Raw genomic sequence first — 18708 nt, forward strand, 5'->3', positions numbered from 1 at the left:
TGGTCCATAGCCTATAGACCATGGACGGGCAGCGAATATAATACTGTTTTAATACGTATGCAAAAATACGATTAAAACCTTTATCCTTTAACCTTTTACCTGGTATCGGGGCAGCGGAGATACCCGCCACCCATCTAAATAAAGTATAAAATCATGTAACGATAATGGCGCAGCACATGTCTTATAATCATGATGAAACTGATACGCGTATTTCTGTTGCCCTTATTCATGCTGTTTTTTTTTAATGTTGCCCCGGCACAAACCAACATCGGCAAAATTTCGGGGACGGTTTTAGATGATACTAAGAAGCCGCTTGATGGCGCAACCGTTATTTTACTTGCCGCAAAAGATTCAAGCGTGGTAAGTACCCAGCTTGTTAACCCGGATGGTGGCTTCGCATTTAAAAACATAAAGGATAATACCTACCTTATTAAGGCTACTTATATTGGCTATAAAACTTACCTAAGCGGCCCGGTGATTGTAAGCCGGCTAAAACCGGTTAATTTACCCCCGTTTATTTTATCGCTGGCAGGCAAAAAGTTAAATGAGGTGGCTATAACTGCCCAAAAATCATATGTACAACAAAAAATTGACCGCACGGTAGTTAATGTTGGGGCGCTGATATCAAATACCGGCGCCAACGCTTTGGAAGTGTTGGCTAAAACACCCGGTGTACAGGTAGATGCCGATGGCAATATCACCTTTAAGGGAAAAAGCGGCGTAATGGTGATGATTGATGATAAACCAACCTATCTTTCGGCCGCAAACCTGGCAACTTACCTGCGCTCGTTACCGTCATCGTCATTAGATCAGATAGAGCTGATGGATAACCCGCCGGCCAAATATGATGCCGCAGGAAATGCAGGCGTAATTAATATAAAAACTAAAAAGAACACCACCAGGGGGTTTAATGCGGTGGTTTCGGCCAATTATGCGCTCGGTTTTTATGGGCGTACAGACGAAAGCATCAACATGAATTACCGCGTTGATAAAATTAACATTTTTGCCAACCTTGCCTATAACAAGCAAAAAACCTTCAGGCGGCTGGAAATTGACCGCGATTATTTTGATGCCAATGGAGATAGAACCTCGTCCTTAAAGGATATATCCTATTTCAGGCCATCCGGTAATAACACCAATATTAAAGCCGGGATGGATTATTACTCATCGTCAAAAACTACCTGGGGTGTGGTATTTACCGGCGAAATATCACGCGATCATGACAGCAGCCCGGTATACAGCTTATTATATGGTAAAAGCGGCGGCCTGGATTCAACCATAAATACCCTGAATACATCCACCAATAAGTTTGACAGCAAGGGTATAAACCTGAATTATACCCATAAGTACGATAGTACAGGCAGGACCCTTACATTCGACCTGGATTATATTCACAATGCAGCCGGCAGTAACCAGATGTTTGTAAACAACACTTTTTTACCCGATGGTACTTTAACAAATTCACAAACGCTGACTGATAATTTGCCATCCACCATTAATATCTATTCTGCAAAGGCCGATTACACCCGTTCGCTTAAGGGCAAGGCAAAGCTGGAGGCCGGGGTTAAAAGCAGCTATGTGAGTACAGATAATGCGGCCAATTATTTTAATGTGATTGATAATGTAAGCACCATTGATTACAACAACACCAACCGGTTTTTATATAAAGAAAACATCAATGCTGCATACGTTAATTTTAACAAAACCCTCGGCCGGTTTTCATTACAAACCGGTTTACGGGCCGAGAACACCAATGGTTCCGGCCATCAGCTGGGGAATGCCCAAAAAGCCGACTCATCATTTGTTAAGCATTATACCAACCTGTTCCCGACGGCTTATTTTTCATACAACCTGGATACCGCCGGCCATAATGTGCTTGCCATGTCGTATGGCCGGCGCATTGGAAGGCCCAGCTACGGAAGCTTAAATCCTTTTACCTTTTTTGTAGATAAGTTTACTTACTTTTCGGGCAACCCTTTCCTTAAATCGCAGTTTACTGATAATTATAAACTGGCGTATAGCTACCGGAGTTTGTTTACCGTTGCGCTTACCTATAATTATACTACCGATGTTCAGGGCGAAACCATTCACAACAGCAACAACGTGTTCATCAGCACCCAGGGCAACATAGGGCGACGGAAAACAATCAACCTGTCTGCCAATACCAACTTTCAGCCGGCCAAATGGTGGTCGGTTAACCTATATGCCGAGGTTTATAAAAACACTTACCAGGGGGCGTTTTACACCGGGTACCTTAATCAGTCGCAATACACATTTTCGGGCAACGGCAACAACCAGTTCACTTTATCCAAAACCTGGAGCGCCGAATTAAGCGGCTTTTATGATAGCGGGGGCACTTACGGACAGTTTGTTACACTACCCAAAGGCATGCTTAACGCGGCTATCCAGAAAAAAATATTGAATAATAAGGGTACTATCAAGTTAAATGCGCGCGATATTTTCCACACGTTCAGGCCAAGCGGTACCATTACCAATATTGTGGGCGCCAATGCCACCTTCCATAACTATTTGGATACCCAGGTAGCCACCCTGGCTTTTACATACAGTTTTGGTAAATTAACCAATGTGCCCCAAAAACGCGATACGGGCGGTGCCGAGAGCGAACAAGGCAGGGCGCATTAATTGTACGCGGTGTTTTACTAAAGCCCGTGCCGGTGTTGGATAATTCAAAGGTGTGAGAATGCTTTTTAGTTCCCTCCCAACGGGCTACAGTGTGTACATATCTTTTAGGAAAACCCCCAGAGGGGTTCAATGTCGGTAGAAATATATCAAAAATAGCTTTACGTGCCGTAGGTACGTCGCAATTGAACTTTTCTAGTCGACAGGGTATTGATAAATAGACAAATTTGGCGGTTAGTTTCGTACCTACGGCACGAAAAGGAGGGTGCTTGATTATTCTACCGATATTTCACTCCTAACGGAGTAACTTTTCAAAGTTACTATTTCATATTAGCATGTGTACTCACAGTAGCCCAACGGGAGGGGTGCGGCTGACGTTGAGCGCAAAGGCAGGGAGGGGTTTATACGAGCGACGAGTAGCAAAGCGACTTGAACGCCTGATTTAACCCCTACCTCCCCCTTCCCCAGGGAAGGAATCGCACACACCCTGCGCTTTTTTATTTCATCCGAACACCTATAGAGATAACTCCAACAATTGTACAGGTATTCCAAACGCCAATCCATAAAAGTGATTTTCGGGAGCAAAGAAAACTTCTCCTGGCAATTATATTTCACCTTGCCGATAGTCACCAAACGAGACTCGAGCCGGCTAATCAGGCATCTGGTATATTAGGTTCTACCAGTTTAATGAGTTTCTCCAGCGATTCCTGCCAGCCCAGGTAACACATTTCGGCGGGTATCATCGGAGGTATTCCTTCCTGCAGTACTTTTAGCTCGGTACCTACTATTGTTTTTTGAAGCCAAACAGATGTGGTCATTACTCCAGGCATGTTGGGGTCATCAAATTTGTCGGTATATTTCAGGAACTCATTGGGTTTTACCTCCAAATATTCGCCACCAAATGAATGGCCGTTACTTGTTGTAAAATTATGAAATGACATTTTAAAAGTACCACCTACCCGAACGTCCATTTCGTGTACGGTACAAAGAAAACCGTAAGGCGGCAGCCATGAAGCAATCGCCGTAGCCTCGGTAAAGGCACGATATACCTTTTCAGGCGAAGCCTTAATAACTCTGTGCAATGAAACTTTGTTGTCTGACATAAAATCGTTTTTTTATATTCCTACTCGTTTGGCTTTTCGGATCGCCCGTTTTTGCAAGTGGTAGCTGCTCCACCGTTTGTTGTTATTTGTTTAACAAAAATGCAGGTAAAAAAAGATATTGAGCAGGGCAGGAAACGACAATTTGCAACCAAATTTGCGACAGGCCTGTGCTTGGTTAGATTGCCAGAACAGGTATTTCAAAAAAAATAAAGCCGGTAAATATGTGATTGCTTTGATCCGCTCGTGGGAGTTGAATTTTAATTACTTAAAAGCATTGCCGGAGCTTGAGTGATCGTAAGAAAACAAGCAAATAAATATCGATGACGAATATCGAATGTCCAAATCGATTTTTTTATTCATTATTCGATATTGGACATTCGGTGTTCGATATTTAATCAACCTTAGTCTAAAAGCATCAGAGATACCTGAAGTACAAGAAAGGAATACCTTTCGCCTTTCACCTTCCTAAAGTACCCGTTTCAAATTCTCCAGCATATCGGCGGTCATTTTGGGCAGGTCGTATTCCAGCTTCCAGCCCCAGTCTTGCTGCGCGCTGCTGTCGTCAATTGATTTGGGCCAGCTATCGGCAATGGCCTGGCGCGGGTCGGTATCTGTATAGCTAATCTGGAAGGCCGGGATATGTTTTTTAATTTCTTCGGCCAGTTGCGTTGGTGTAAAGCTGATGCCGGCCAGGTTGTACGACGAGCGGATTTTAATTTGCTCTGCCGGTGCATCCATCAAACTGATGGTAGCCCTGATGGCATCTTCCATATACATCATCGGCAGCGCGGTATCTGCCGAAAGGAAGCTTTGGTACTTACCATTCTTTAATGCCTCGTGAAATATGTGCACCGCGTAGTCGGTGGTGCCGCCGCCGGGCGAGGCTTTCCAGCCGATAAGGCCGGGATAGCGGATGCTGCGCACATCAACACCATATTTTTCAAAATAATACTCGCACCAGCGCTCGCCTGCCAGTTTGCTAAACCCATAAACCGTGTTGGGGTCCATTACACAATACTGCGGCGTATTATACTGCGGCGAGTGCGGGCCGAAAACGGCGATAGAGCTTGGCCAGAAAACTTTGGCCGTTTTAAACTCTACAGCAAAATCAAGCACATGGATAAGGCCGGTCATGTTTAAATCCCAGGCCATTTTTGGCTTTTTTTCGCCTACGGCAGATAGGATAGCAGCCAGCAGGTAAACCTGGGTTGGGCGGTGTTTATCAAATATGTGGTGCAGGTTATGCTTATCAAGCACATTTACAATTTCGAAGGGGCCGCTGTTGCGGATGGCGTAGGTAGGATCGTTAATATCGGAGGCGATTACATTTTCGGCACCGTGAATGCCGCGTAATGCCATAACCAATTCGGTACCAATTTGACCATTGGCACCAATCACTAAAATTTTTTCAGTCATCAACTTTTAGTTTTGGCAAATGTAGGAATTTGCCTGAAAAAGTTAACCGTTGATTTAGTAGCAAGTAGCAAGTAGTAAGTATCAAGATTGTTGCAATAGCAATAGCAGTATCAAGTCGTTAGTATCAAGTAGTAAGATAGCTGCAAAAAAATCACGGGTCAAAATCTTGCTACTTGATACTAACTACTTGATACTTCTTTAAACTTTTTTGCTTTATTTTGCTTTTATGTTAAAAATCAGACTTGCCCTGCTTTTATTAGCATCGATAGCCTGCAGCACATCGGCAATTGCCCAGCAAACCGATTCGCTGAAAAAGGACACCGTTAAAATTGATACCGCCGTGGTTAACAGGTTGCGTGTGAGCCCGCGCCCAAATTCAATCCCAACACGGGTGAGGCCCATCCAGATCCAGCGCGAGCAAATCCCGGTTACCATGCTTGACTATAAAGTTATCCATTGGAAAAAAGCGGTAGCGTTCGGGCTCAACTTCAGTCAGTCGGCTTTTACCAGCAACTATAGCGCCGGAGGTGTAAATTCGGTGGCCCTGGGTACAAACTTTGTATACCACACCGAGTATAACAACGCGCCTTTCAGCTATGTATCTGAGCTTAACCTTACTTATGGCGTAGCCAAAAATAAAGGCCAGGGCAAACGTAAAACCAACGACAGGATTTACTTTGATAATAAGGTAGCCTCGCAATTATCTAAGCACTGGTACCTGTTCGGCGCGCTAACGTTTGAGTCGCAGTTTGACAAAGGATTTAACTATGTAGACCAGGGCAACGGTCGTTTTGATGCTCAGCAGATCTCGAATTTTATGGCGCCCGGCTATTTAACCGAATCGTTGGGTTTGGAGTATAAGCCAGCCCCCTATTTTGATTTGCGTTTAGGTACGGGTACCGCAAGGCAAACTTTTGTTTTAGATAAAAGCGTACGACGCTTTCAAACAGATAACTACGGCGTTGATACCAACAAAACCGTAAAAAACGATTTAGCATTTCAAATGGTAGCCCTATTTGATAAGGATATTATGAAAAATATCCACCTGAACACACGGTATGCATTGTTTATCCCGTATGGCCAGTCGCTTAAATATGTTACCCACCGTGTTGATGCCGTGTTATCGGCCCGGGTAAACCGTTTAATCAACGTTACCATTAATGGTACGCTGTTATATGATCAGCATACCTCAAAAGATGCCCAGGCTACAGAAGGCCTGGCGCTGGGAATGTTGTACAGGTTCCCTTAATTGGTGAGTGGTGAGTGGTGAGTGGTGAGTGGTGAGTGGTGAGTGGTGAGTGGTGAGTGGTGAGTGGTGAGTGGTGAGTGGTGAGTGGTGAGTGGTGAGTGGTGAAAATTTGGTAGCTACAGATTTATTTTGCTTTTTTTGACTTTATTTCCGTTTTTTTCTCAAAAAACCGCACGCTCCTCCGGCAGCATGCCATTAAAGAGCAATTGTATAAAAGTTGTGTTTTTTTGAAGTTTCTTACAGCTTATTTGAATCAAATCATGCAATTTTTGTGATTTTTCGCGTTTTTTTGCATTAAATATTGCAAAGACAGCGTTAAAGTGCCTTTTGAAAAAACCGGTAGCAAAACATTTTAAAAAAACGGACTTCGTTTTTGGGCCGATTTTGCCGCACCAAAAACGGCATATACATCTGTCTTAAAATTAACTTTCAAAATCATACCTTTGTAACCTCAAAACTGGGATATTACAATGTTTGAAAATCTTTCGGATAAACTCGACAGGGCCTTTAAGGTACTGAAGGGGCAAGGAACTATTACTGAGATAAACGTGGCCGAAACCATGAAGGAGATCCGCAAGGCCCTTCTGGATGCCGACGTAAACTATAAAACCGCCAAAGCATTCACTGACGATGTAAGGCAAAAAGCACTGGGTAATAATGTATTAACAGCCATATCGCCAGGCCAGTTGCTTACCAAGCTCATGAACGATGAGCTTACCGCGCTTATGGGCGGTACCACAGCCGAGCTGGAAATAAAGGCCTCGCCAACCATTATCCTGATTGCAGGTTTAAACGGTGCGGGTAAAACAACTTTTACCGGCAAGCTGGCCAATTATCTTAAAACGCAAAAAAACAAAAAGCCCTTACTGGTTGCCGATGATATTTACCGCCCAGCGGCTATTGATCAGCTGGAAGTATTAGGCCAGCAAATAGGCGTACCGGTATATTCAAACCGCGAATCGAAAGATCCTGTTGCTATTGCGCTGGAGGGTATTGCCTTGGCCAAACAAAATGGCCATAATATAGTGATTATTGATACCGCCGGCCGCCTGGCTATTGACGAAGCCATGATGGTGGAAATTGAGCAGGTAAAAAGCGCAGTAAAACCACATGAGATATTATTTGTGGTTGACTCCATGACCGGCCAGGATGCCGTAAACACCGCTAAAGTATTTAACGACAGGCTTGATTTTACCGGGGTAGTATTAACCAAGCTTGATGGTGATACCCGCGGTGGTGCAGCCTTATCTATTAAATCGGTTGTAAATAAGCCGATTAAGTTTATAGGTACCGGCGAAAAAATGGAAGCGCTTGATGTTTTCCACCCCGATCGTATGGCATCCCGTATCCTGGGCATGGGTGACGTTGTCTCCCTGGTTGAGCGCGCCCAGCAGCAGTTTGACGAGAAGGAAGCTGCCGAGCTGCAAAAGAAGATCCGCAAAAACAAATTTGATTTTAACGATTTTTACAGCCAGATACAGCAGATCAAAAAAATGGGTAACATGAAGGATCTGATGGGCATGATTCCGGGCGTAGGCAAAATGATGAAGGATGTTGAAGTTGATGATAATGCTTTTAAAGCTATCGAGGCCATCATCCAATCCATGACACCATTCGAAAAATCGAACCCCGAAACTATTAACCAAAGCCGCCGTAACCGGATAGCCAAAGGTTCCGGAACTGATTTAACCGAAGTAAACCGGCTAATGAAACAGTTTGACGATATGAAAAAGGTAATGAAGCAAATGAGCAACCCCGCCGCCATGGCCGGCATGATGCGCCGGATGCCCAAAATGTAAGTTTGCCGGCTTTTTATAGCGCATATTTAAAAAATACACTTAGGCCCCGGATATTTACCGGGGCTTTTTTTGCTTTAGGGCATTGCTTTTAATGCCCGGCAAACTGTCTGCTTTTTTTTATTTTTCGGCAAGCTTTTGCTGTCTTTTGTCTGCTATTCTATACAAAAACAGTTCAATTTTCCTATTATTCTGGCTTTATTTTTCCAATGGCATATCATTTGTCTATGTAATGTCATGATACCGGTTTAATAACCCGGCATGCAACATAAACTTAATAGATAGATAAAATGAAAACTTTAGTTAAATCAGTATTATTTACAGCAGCTTTATTCGCAGCAAAATCCGGTATTGCACAGGTTAACGTAGGTGCAGCAACAGCAACAAAAATTGTTACCCAAACTGCATTACCATCTGTGAATGCTACTACTGTGGCTCAAAAAGCCGCAGCTACAACTACCAATATCAGCAACCAGGCGGCCGCACAGGCCCAAAGCGCTGCCGCCCGTACCGCAGCCCAAACTCAGGCAGCAACTAACGCGGCCGCCGCACAATCGCAGGCAACTGCAAACCAGGCTGCCAACGTAAGCGGAACAGCTAACGCTGCCGCCGTAACAAATGCCGAAGCAGCAGTTAACAAAACCGATGCTGCCGCAAGCCTTGCAGGTTCGGGTAGTGTAAGTGGTTCAGCATCGGCAGATAAAGCCGCAACAGCCGCAGGTAGCGCAGTTACAGCATCAAAAGATGCCGCAAACAATGCCTCAGCAGATGTTAGCGCTAAAGCAAATAACGTTGCAGCTAAAGCCGCAGCAGCTAAAAACGCCTCGGTTAATGCTGCTTCTGCAGCAAGCAAAAAAGCAATAGCTGCCAGGAAAAACGTAAGTATTAGCAGCAGAGGAAGCGTAAGCAGTTCTGGTAGTGCAGCTACAACTACAAAAAGTACCAAAGCAAGCTTATCACACAGTGGCTCATCTGCAACCACGGTAAAAGCAGGTAAAAAAAGCGCTACTGTTAGCGCTTCGGGCAGCAGCTCAACTAAAGTAAGCGCTGCTAAACAATAACATCAAATTATAATAATATCATTAGCAAAAGGGCCGTTAACGGCCCTTTTGTTGATTTAAAACATACGCTAAGCACATCAAATCCTTTATGAAAAAATATAAACTTATCATGCTGCTTATTATTATGGGCAGCGGTACAGTCTCATTTGCACAGCGAACCGTTACCGATACGGCATCTAAAAAGCCCCAGGTAAAGGAGTTGTTTGTAAATGCCGGACTTCAATATATTTCCAACTTAACGTACGCCGGACGTCGCGACGATAGCAGCGTGCCATTATTACTGCCAACGCTTACCCTGGTAAGCAAACACGGATTTTTCCTAAGTGCAATAGGCTACTTTGATCTTAACGGATCGAAATCGGGCGCCGAAGGATTAAGTATAACTCCCGGATATGTTTTTGGGTTTGATAGTAAAAAGTATTACGGCGGCACCATATCGGCCACCAAGTTTTTTATTACCGGAAGCAGCCCTATCATCCTCTCGTCTTTTAATGCCACCATTGATGGTTCATTGTACGCCAACCCCGATAATATTGTAAAACTGAGCATTGGCGGTAGTTACCGCTTTGACAAAAACAACAAAAACGATATCATCAATACTGCCGAACTATCTAAGGAGATATTTGCAGTTAAAACCGGTGCCACGAAATTAAATGGCCTTAAGCTTACGCCAACCGCATCGCTATATGCCGGTACACAATCGTTTTACCAAACCTACTACACCGAGTCGCAGGTAACCCGGTCGGTAGAAACTCCGCAGAAACAAACGCCTATTAACATATTGTTTCCAAATCAGCCTAAGCAAACTATCATCACCCAAACCGTAACCCAGGAAAATCAAAAGGAAGTAAGGAAATATCAGTTGCTTGCCTTTAGCGGGTCGATGCCGGTTACCTATGTTATAAACAAAGTGCAGATAGTTTTTACACCATACCTCATAAAACCATTTAACCAGGTTGATTATGTGAGTAATACATCAAAAAATGGGCTTTACTTTTTATTTTCGGCGGGTGCCAGCGTAACTTTTTAAAGATTTATATTCGTTAAATTAGCATTTGAGCCTTTTGCAACTTTAAAGATCATCACCTGTTTTTGCAATAACCGGTACCCGCAAGAATATTTTTTTAGTTTATAAATTCGATTTAGCGGGCAGATTAATTAAAAAATAATTTTATCCCAATATCTTTACCGCATGAAAAATGCGGTTATACTACTATTTGTCTTTTTGCTATCGTTGAGGTCTCCTGCTCAAACAAAGCAAATTATAAAGGTAGATGACAAACACAATGTTTTAGAAAAGTATTTTGTGCTCGACTCTAATGAACAAATACGAAGCGGTAAATATGAAAAATACGCCGCTTTTAATAACAGATTAATTTGCGATGGATATTACCAAAATAATGTAAAGGATAGTATATGGACTTATTATTCCTATAGGGGTGCAGTTGCGTTAACTGGCTTTTATAAAAACAACGAGCGTTTTGGTTTTTGGAGTGCCTTTAACGGCAATGATGAATTGCAAGTAAAATACGATTATACTAACAAAAAACTTCGCTACTACAAATTATCGCATCAGGATAGTTTGGGACAAAATTATCGGGTAATTAGAGGAACTGATACTCTAAAAGTAAAGCTTGATCGCCCAATTGTATTTTTAGATGGTGAACGGATGATGCAGAATGATCTTCGTAATTTAAGGTACCCTGCCATTGCAAGGGAACATCATGTACAGGGAAAAGTTATAATTGCTTTCACAATAGATACATTAGGCCATACTTCCAACTTCAGGGTAAAATCGGGCTTAGGATTTGGCTGCGACGAAGAGTCATTACTTGGAGCGAAGCGAATAAAGGGAGAGTGGCTGCCCGGTTTATACAAGGGAGAACCTGTGACGGTAGAGTATGAGTTACCCATTAATTTTACAATTGAAGAAGACTAGGAGATGTTGAAAAAAACCATTTATTTAATAAGCAATGCAGCTTTTGGCTTTTTCGCGTTATCTGCCCATGCCCAGGTTCCCGGCTCGGCAATTGATGTACAGCACTACAATTTTGCATTACAGCTTAATGACGATAACAATAATATAAAAGGCGAAGCCACCGTAGCCATAAAATTTATAAAGGATGCTGCTTCATTTAACCTGAACCTGGCAAAAAAGAATGCAGGTGGCAAAGGGATGACAGTATCTGCGGTGACCGAAAATGGTAAACCTCTTAAATTTGAACAGGATAGCGATGCTGTTAAAATATACACACTGGTAAAAGCCCCCAGCAGGCATAACTTTGTAATTAGCTACGAAGGTGTACCTGCCGATGGATTGATCATATCAACCAACAACTTTGGCCACCGTACTTTTTTTGGCGATAACTGGCCAAATAGGGCCCATAATTGGCTCCCCTGCGTTGACGACCCGGCAGATAAAGCTACCGTTGACTTTGAAGTAACCGCACCCGATCATTACCAGGTGGTGGCCAACGGTTTACAACTGGAAGAGAAAGCCCTGGATAATCACTTAAAACTTACCCATTGGCAGGAAAACGTGGTGCTACCTACCAAAGTAATGGTTATTGGCGTTGCCGAATTTGCCATTGACCATCCCGGCGATGTAAGCGGTATCCCGGTTTATTCCTATGTGTTTCCCGAAAACAAGGAGGCCGGTTTTAAAAACTATGCTATTGCCAAAGATATACTGCCGTTTTTCATCAAAAAAGTTGGCCCTTACAGTTACGAGAAACTGGCCAACGTACAATCGAAAACGATATTTGGCGGAATGGAAAATGCAAGCGCGATATTTTATTTCGAAGAGTCGGTTACCAGCAAAGGCATCGAGGAGTTAATGGCGCACGAAATAGCCCACCAATGGTTTGGTGATGGCGCAAGCGAAAAAAACTTTGCCCACTTATGGTTAAGCGAAGGTTTTGCCACCTACATGACCAACCTATACCTGGAGAATAAATATGGGGCCGATACCTTAAAAAAGCGGCTAATTGAGGATAGGCAAACCGTTATTGATTTTGAAAAGAAAAGGCTGAGCCCCGTTGTTGATACCGCTGTAAAAAACAAGTACATGCAATTGCTAAACGCCAACAGTTACCAAAAGGGCGGCTGGGTACTGCATATGCTTAGACGCAAGCTGGGGGATGTTATATTTTGGAAAGGCGTAAGTAATTATTACACCATGTATAACGGCCGCAACGCGAACACTGCCGACCTATGCGCAGTGATGGAAAAAGCCAGCAGCCAAAACCTAAAACTATTTTTTAAACAATGGTTACGAACAGCCGGTCACCCCGATTTAAAGATAACATGGATGCAACGCGCAAATAGTTCTGTTGTCGAAATATCGGTAACACAAAAACAGGCATCGCTTTACGAGTTCCCGTTGGAGCTTACGGTTAACGGCAAGCCCTACACCATGAATATTAAAAATAAAGAAACCGGGCTTAAAGTGCCGGTGACTACTGGTGACGCTAAAATAATGGTTGATCCTAACGTAAATTTACTGGCATCCTTTAGCCTGGAAGGCATTACTGCACAGAAGTAATAAGCTTGTTACTATTTGCTAAATAAATCAACAGCCTATTGATTTATAAATTTTTATAATTATCATTGTGTAATACCTACACAATGATAATTATTGGTTTATTGCCCAATGAATCATGGTAATGGTATACGTTATTCATCCCCCGGATAATCCATAAACCAATTATATTAAACCAGATAACCATGAATAAAAACTCAACATTTTGGGCTTTGCTGGCCTTTTGCCTGCTGCCATTATTTGGCTACAGCCAAAGCAGCGATGCCATTATTGCCGGCGAAAGTGTAGCCGTAACCAGCACCGATGCAGGGCAGGTACGCGGGTACATCCACAACGGTACCTTTAATTACAAAGGCATACCTTACGCAACTGCCAAACGTTTTATGGCACCCGAAAAGCCCGCTCCATGGCAGGGTGTCCGCGCATCGCTGGTATACGGAGCCGTTTGCCCTATCGACCCGACAACTACCGTTAACGACCCTATCGAGTTTGGCTTTCAGCACAACTGGGGCTATATGAACGAGGATTGCCTGAAGCTGAATGTTTGGACGCCAGGTATTAACGATCAAAAGAAACGCCCCGTAATGGTTTGGCTGCATGGCGGCGGTTTTGCTGCCGGCTCGGCCATTGAACTGCCATCCTATGACGGCGAAAACCTGAGCAAAAAAGGCGATGTTGTGGTGGTATCCATTAACCATCGCTTAAACCTGCTGGGCTTTTTAAACCTATCGGCCTATGGCGATAAATATAAATCATCGGCCAACGTGGGTATGATGGATATTGTTGCTGCCCTGCAATGGGTAAAACAAAATATAGCCAGCTTTGGCGGCGATCCGGATAACGTAACTATTTTTGGCCAGTCGGGTGGTGGCGGCAAGGTTACTACCTTAATGGCGGCGCCATCAGCAAAAGGCTTGTTCCATAAAGCTATTGTACAAAGCGGCAGTTACCAGTCAAAATTTATGGATAACGATGTATCAAAAAGAATTGGCGCGGCTATGCTGGAAGTATTGAACCTGCAGCCAAACCAGGCTGATTCGTTACAAACCATATCATACGAGCGCTTAAGCGCCGCCGCGAAAAAAGCGTTACCTAAAGTTGCCCAGCAATTAAAAGCCGAGGGCAAGCCCGTTGCCGGTTTTGGCCTTGGCTGGGAACCAGTTAACGATGGCGTGTTTTTACCCTACCAGTTAAATGACCCGGCCGCTGCCGAACTATCAAAAAACATTCCCTTACTGGTTGGCTCAACTAAAACCGAATTTATGGCCTCGCTGATAAACCCGGCTATCCGTAACTTTAGCATGGATGATGTTAAAAGCTACCTACAAAAAAAATATGCTGATAAAACAGAAGCCTATATGGCCGAGGTTTTAAAAGCCTACCCGGGCACTGTAAAACCATCCGATTACCTGGATATCGATTTAGCAACTTTCAGGCCGGGTGTTATCCGCCAGGCCAACGCAAAATCGGCAGTAACCGGCGCGGCGCCGGTTTATATGTATATGTTTACCTGGCAATCACCAGTGGCCGATGGCATGTTTAAATCCATCCATTGTATCGATATCTGTTTTGAGTTTGATAACATTAAACGCTGCGAAGAAATGACCGGCGGTGGTAAGGATGCCTACGCCTTAGCCAATAAAATGAGCCAAGCCTGGATAAATTTTGCCCGTACCGGTAACCCAAATGCCAAGGGCTTGCCCAACTGGCCAGCTTATACGGCCCAAAACGGCGCGGCTATGTTATTTGATAACAAAGCCGAAGTAAAATATCATCATGACGCTGCCCTGCTTCAAATGGCATCGGCAAAATAAAAATCTGCAAGTTTAATAATATAAAACGGCTGCCTTTTGGTGGCCGTTTTTGTTTACCCGAAAGATAACGCTATCCCGGTTTATTGACGTTTAGTCGCTTGCCAAACTTTTATATGGCAATCTTCAAAAATTTGAAATTTTTACATAATATAATTTTGCAGTTTGCGTTATCAACCAAACAATCCATTCCATCGGCTCGTTTAACTACCAACTATTAACCTTTAAACCATTAACATCATGAACACAGCAGCAATTAAATCCATGTATGTAACCGCTTACAGATGGAACGCCAGAAATTTCGGACAAGGTGGCCTACCCAAATTTAACTCGCTTTTTGGCGTAAGTTTCCTGTTAATCCTTTTGCTAACCAACCTGCTGATGTTTACCCAGCTTTGCTTACACCAAAAATGGTTTAATATTAACCAGGTAACTGCAACTGTAATGCTTTTGGCCGCCTCGGGCGCGCTGCTGCTTAATTACTTTATACTGCTAAACAACGGTCGGTTTAAAAAATGGAATATTGCATTTGAAAAACTGAGCAAAAACAATCAAAAAGTATGGTCAATTATGTTGATGGCCTATGCTGTGATTTCCTGTGTCTTTTTCCTGTTTGTAAATACCATTTGATCTTTCAAAAAATATCAGCCTGATTTTGACCGTGTTGGGTACACAATAACAAAATTTAACTATCCGGTTATTTTAGGGCTATGCTAATTACATGAATTGTGTGTTATTTTGTATTATCTGCCGGCAATACCGGCGGGTAATATAAAGTATACCGTAACCATGAAAAAAATCACAAAATTCAGCTGTTTTATTTCCTTACTTACCTGCGCCATAGTAAACGTTGCCCAAGCACAAACCAAAGCCGACGTGTTTAACCCTAAAGTACCGGTTACCTGGCTGGGAATGGATTTTTCCCAGGCAAGGTTTATTGGTTCTGAAGCGGCATACAAGGCGTCGGGCGAACTATTGAACTCCGAGTTTGTAGGTAAATTTATCCCGGCATGGGCAAACCTGTTTATAACCGAGCCAAAAACATACAACGTGCCCCGTGCTTCGCACCGAGATAGTGTACACTTTGCATTCAAGGTTACCGAAGCTGTAAATAACGCCATCACCAAAAACTTTTTTACCGAGAAGCCAAGCGACTTTAGTACCCTTAAAGAAAAAGACATTGTTGATTTGGTAAAGAATTATGATTTCCAGGGCCAGAAAGGCCTGGGCATGATGATGTTTGTTGAAGGTATGAGTAAAGCAACACATGAGGCCGGTGCCTGGGTAACCTTTGTAAACATGAACGATAAAACGGTTTTATTTACCGTTTACAAAACCGGGAACAGCCGTGGTTTCGGCTTCCGTAACTATTGGGCACATTCGTGGTACAACATCCTGAAAGATTTTGCAAGCGATTTTGATACGTATAAACAACGGTTATAACATTTGACAGCGGCGCCCACGAGGCGCCGTTTTTGTTTTAGGGCACATTTTTATATTCCTTTTATGTTGCGATACTTAAAAATTTTTATCTTACGCTTTGAACAAACTTTATCATCGTGTTAGTTAAAACTTTTGGCAGTGCGGTTTATGGGATACAGGCTATCACCATTACAGTTGAGGTAAATATAGCGGCAGGGACCAAATATTTTATTGTGGGCCTGCCCGATGTGGCTATTAAGGAAAGCTATTTCCGTATTGATTCGGCACTAAAAAATTGCAATTTCAGGATGCCGCGCCAGCAGGTGGTGGTAAATATGGCCCCGGCCGATATCAAAAAAGAAGGCTCGTCATATGACCTCACCATTGCTACCGCCGTATTAGCCGCCTCGGGCCAGCTGGATGCCGAAGAGTTGGATAAGTATATCATTATGGGCGAACTATCGCTTGATGGCAGCCTGCAACCCATCAAAGGTGCATTGCCCATTGCTATACAGGCCCGTAAAGATGGTTTTAAAGGTTTTATTCTCCCTAAACAAAACGCCCGCGAGGCCGCCATTGTAAATGACCTGGAGGTTTATGGTGTTGAAAGCATTAAAGAAGTGGTAGGCTTTTTTAATGGCGACATCAAGCTCGAACCTGTAATAGTAAACACCCGCGAAGAATTTTACGACAGCCTGTGCAACTACGACAGCGACTTTAGCGAAGTACGCGGCCAGGAAAACATTAAACGCGCCCTGGAAATTGCAGCCGCGGGTGGCCATAACGTAATCCTGATAGGCCCACCCGGCGCCGGTAAAACCATGCTGGCCCGCAGGCTGCCATCTATTTTACCACCGCTAAGCTTATACGAAGCGTTAGAGACCACCAAAATCCATTCAGTTGCAGGTAAGCTTGCCGCTGCCGATGCATTGGTAACTATTAGGCCTTTCAGGAGCCCGCACCATACCATCAGCGACGTAGCACTCGTAGGCGGCGGCAGCAATCCCGCCCCCGGCGAAATTTCGCTGGCCCACAATGGAGTTTTGTTCCTGGACGAATTGCCCGAATTTAAACGCAGCGCCCTGGAAGTAATGCGCCAGCCGCTTGAAGAACGCCGTGTAACCATATCAAGGGCAAAGTTTACGGTTGATTACCCATCAAGCTTTATGCTGGTAGCCAGTATGAACCCCTGAGCAAATGCGAAGGTTTCTTCGCGTTTTGGGGAACGGCAGGGACGTAGGCCAGCGTGATTGTGATATCCTCCTTGCCGATCTCGATGGTTCCAACGATAGTTTCCACGATATTGCGCTTCTGCTCGAACGGCAGAGTTTCCCACTGCTCGTACAGCGTCTTCACTTCCCGCATCACAGTATCGCTTGAAAGCAGCTGGACGCTGCGAACGTCGATTTCCGCTTCAAGTACGGGCAGCTGCGCGTCGAGCTGGTTTATCCGCTCCTCTGCGGGACGGGACTTTTCGGCGAACTGCTCCCTTGATAGCTCCTTCGCGATCCGCAGGTCGATCAGGTCGCTGATGTGCCTTTGCAGCCGCGTCCGCTCCCGCCGGGTGCTGTCAAGCAGGGCTTTCTTTTCCCGTATCTCGCTCTCCGTTTCGTACAGGTACGACGTGACGTCAATGCCTTTCAGGTATTCCTTGAGGTGCTCCTGAAATATCTCGTCTATGTCCGATACCGCGATCCGGTGCCTGCACTTGCTGCACGCGTACACCTTCGAGGTGTGGTACACGTACATGGTCTTGCCGCAGTCGCACTTCACGAATCCCGACAGGAGGTACACGGCTTTCGGCCGGGACACGTTCCGCGCCTCCTGCATGTCGAGCACGTTGTTGACCGCGGTCCACAGTTCCGGCGAGACGATTGCGGTGCAGGGCATGACGACCCACTCGCTTTCCGGCTTGACGATCCACTGCTTGCCGTCGCCGAGGCTCTTGGTGTAGTTGGCGCGTCGCTCTCCCTTGGCGGTGCTGTCGCGCAGCAGCCGGGACACGGTGGTGGCGGTGAACTTCGAGCCGTTGCGGGTTCGGTATCCCGCGTCGTTGAGCGCCTTGGCGGTGCTCAGTTTTCGCTGGTGCTTCATGAACAGCTCGTACATCAGCCTGCGCACCGGGGCTTCCTTCTCGTCCACGACGAGTTCCTTGTTGCGCCAGCGGTAGCCGAACGCGGCCTGCCCGCCGAGCGGCTTGCCGAGCCTCGCCCTTATCGGCACGGAGGCCGCGACCCGCGCGCTGATCTCCTCGCGCTCCCATTCCGCCATTGCCGCGATTACGGTGTAGAACAGCCGACCGGCTGGGGTGCTCGTGTCGATGCTTTCGGAAAGGGAGATGAGGTCGGCGTTGTGTGTCCTGAAGATGTTGGAGAATTCCAGCAGCTCGATGGTGTTGCGGGCGAGGCGGGCAAGCTTCGAGAACACCAGCGCGGTGATGTGGCCGCTCCTGATGTCGCCGAGCATGCGCTGCGTTTCCGGGTGCTGCATGACGGACTTGCCGCTCACCGCGTCAAGCTGGTACGTTTCGATGATCGACCAGCCCTTGGCCTCGGCGTAATACCGGGCGCGCTGCTCGTGGTGCTCGGGGCTGTCGTCCTTTACCTGCATCTCCGTGCTGACGCGGATGAAGATGCCGATGCGTTTTGCTTCCATTGTTCGGTTTTTAG

At 45.0% G+C, this 18708-nt stretch carries 13 protein-coding genes and 1 pseudogene; 11 read left to right on the forward strand and 3 right to left on the reverse strand.

Features of this window, described 5'->3' with window-relative positions; genetic code table 11:
* Positions 1-189: 189 nt before the first annotated feature.
* Positions 190-2643, forward strand: a complete 2454-nt coding sequence (locus ACFGVS_RS18955) for an outer membrane beta-barrel protein (protein WP_439695152.1) — start codon at positions 190-192, stop codon at positions 2641-2643.
* A 650-nt stretch (positions 2644-3293) separates the two neighbouring features.
* On the opposite strand, the gene ACFGVS_RS18960 is transcribed toward ACFGVS_RS18955, so the two are convergent.
* Both ACFGVS_RS18960 and ACFGVS_RS18965 read right to left on the reverse strand, forming a co-directional pair.
* On the reverse strand, positions 3294-3743 hold the full coding sequence (locus ACFGVS_RS18960; RefSeq protein ID WP_439695153.1) for an SRPBCC family protein: 450 nt from the start codon (positions 3741-3743) through the stop codon (positions 3294-3296).
* A 465-nt stretch (positions 3744-4208) separates the two neighbouring features.
* Positions 4209-5159, reverse strand: a complete 951-nt coding sequence (locus tag ACFGVS_RS18965; RefSeq protein ID WP_090651539.1) for an NAD-dependent epimerase/dehydratase family protein — start codon at positions 5157-5159, stop codon at positions 4209-4211.
* A gap of 226 nt (positions 5160-5385) precedes the next feature.
* Here ACFGVS_RS18965 and ACFGVS_RS18970 point away from each other — a divergent pair, with 226 nt between their 5' ends.
* The 10 genes and pseudogenes from ACFGVS_RS18970 to ACFGVS_RS19015 form a co-directional block, all read left to right on the forward strand.
* Positions 5386-6408 carry a DUF3078 domain-containing protein gene (locus ACFGVS_RS18970; RefSeq protein ID WP_255369881.1) on the forward strand — a complete coding sequence of 341 codons (1023 nt, stop codon included), beginning with the start codon at positions 5386-5388 and terminating at the stop codon, positions 6406-6408.
* 470 nt (positions 6409-6878) lie between these two features.
* The gene (gene ffh / locus ACFGVS_RS18975; protein WP_274210683.1) at positions 6879-8207 is read left to right on the forward strand and encodes a signal recognition particle protein; all 1329 of its coding nucleotides are present in this window, start codon (positions 6879-6881) and stop codon (positions 8205-8207) included.
* Positions 8208-8494: 287 nt separating this feature from the next.
* Positions 8495-9265 (forward strand): hypothetical protein, encoded by a 771-nt coding sequence (locus tag ACFGVS_RS18980; protein ID WP_439695154.1) that lies wholly within the window; start codon positions 8495-8497, stop codon positions 9263-9265.
* Positions 9266-9353: 88 nt separating this feature from the next.
* The gene (locus ACFGVS_RS18985; protein WP_439695155.1) at positions 9354-10295 is read left to right on the forward strand and encodes a hypothetical protein; all 942 of its coding nucleotides are present in this window, start codon (positions 9354-9356) and stop codon (positions 10293-10295) included.
* 162 nt (positions 10296-10457) lie between these two features.
* On the forward strand, positions 10458-11204 hold the full coding sequence (locus tag ACFGVS_RS18990) for an energy transducer TonB (RefSeq protein ID WP_439695156.1): 747 nt from the start codon (positions 10458-10460) through the stop codon (positions 11202-11204).
* Between the two features lie 3 nt (positions 11205-11207).
* A complete protein-coding gene (locus tag ACFGVS_RS18995; protein WP_439695157.1) occupies positions 11208-12809 on the forward strand; it encodes a M1 family metallopeptidase in 1602 nt (533 codons plus the stop codon).
* Between the two features lie 182 nt (positions 12810-12991).
* The gene (locus ACFGVS_RS19000) at positions 12992-14620 is read left to right on the forward strand and encodes a carboxylesterase/lipase family protein (protein ID WP_439695158.1); all 1629 of its coding nucleotides are present in this window, start codon (positions 12992-12994) and stop codon (positions 14618-14620) included.
* A 237-nt stretch (positions 14621-14857) separates the two neighbouring features.
* Positions 14858-15247 (forward strand): hypothetical protein, encoded by a 390-nt coding sequence (locus tag ACFGVS_RS19005; RefSeq protein WP_439695159.1) that lies wholly within the window; start codon positions 14858-14860, stop codon positions 15245-15247.
* 159 nt (positions 15248-15406) lie between these two features.
* The gene (locus ACFGVS_RS19010) at positions 15407-16060 is read left to right on the forward strand and encodes a hypothetical protein (RefSeq protein ID WP_143065494.1); all 654 of its coding nucleotides are present in this window, start codon (positions 15407-15409) and stop codon (positions 16058-16060) included.
* Between the two features lie 116 nt (positions 16061-16176).
* Positions 16177-17229: pseudogene (locus ACFGVS_RS19015) on the forward strand (YifB family Mg chelatase-like AAA ATPase); the annotation flags it as partial.
* On the opposite strand, the gene ACFGVS_RS19020 reads toward ACFGVS_RS19015, so the two are convergent.
* A complete protein-coding gene (locus ACFGVS_RS19020) occupies positions 17204-18694 on the reverse strand; it encodes a recombinase family protein (RefSeq protein WP_439695160.1) in 1491 nt (496 codons plus the stop codon). The pseudogene ACFGVS_RS19015 and the gene ACFGVS_RS19020 overlap by 26 nt on opposite strands.
* Positions 18695-18708 lie beyond the last annotated feature (14 nt).

This window comes from Mucilaginibacter sediminis (assembly GCF_051903035.1).
In the GTDB taxonomy this organism is placed as follows: Bacteria; Bacteroidota; Bacteroidia; order Sphingobacteriales; family Sphingobacteriaceae; genus Mucilaginibacter.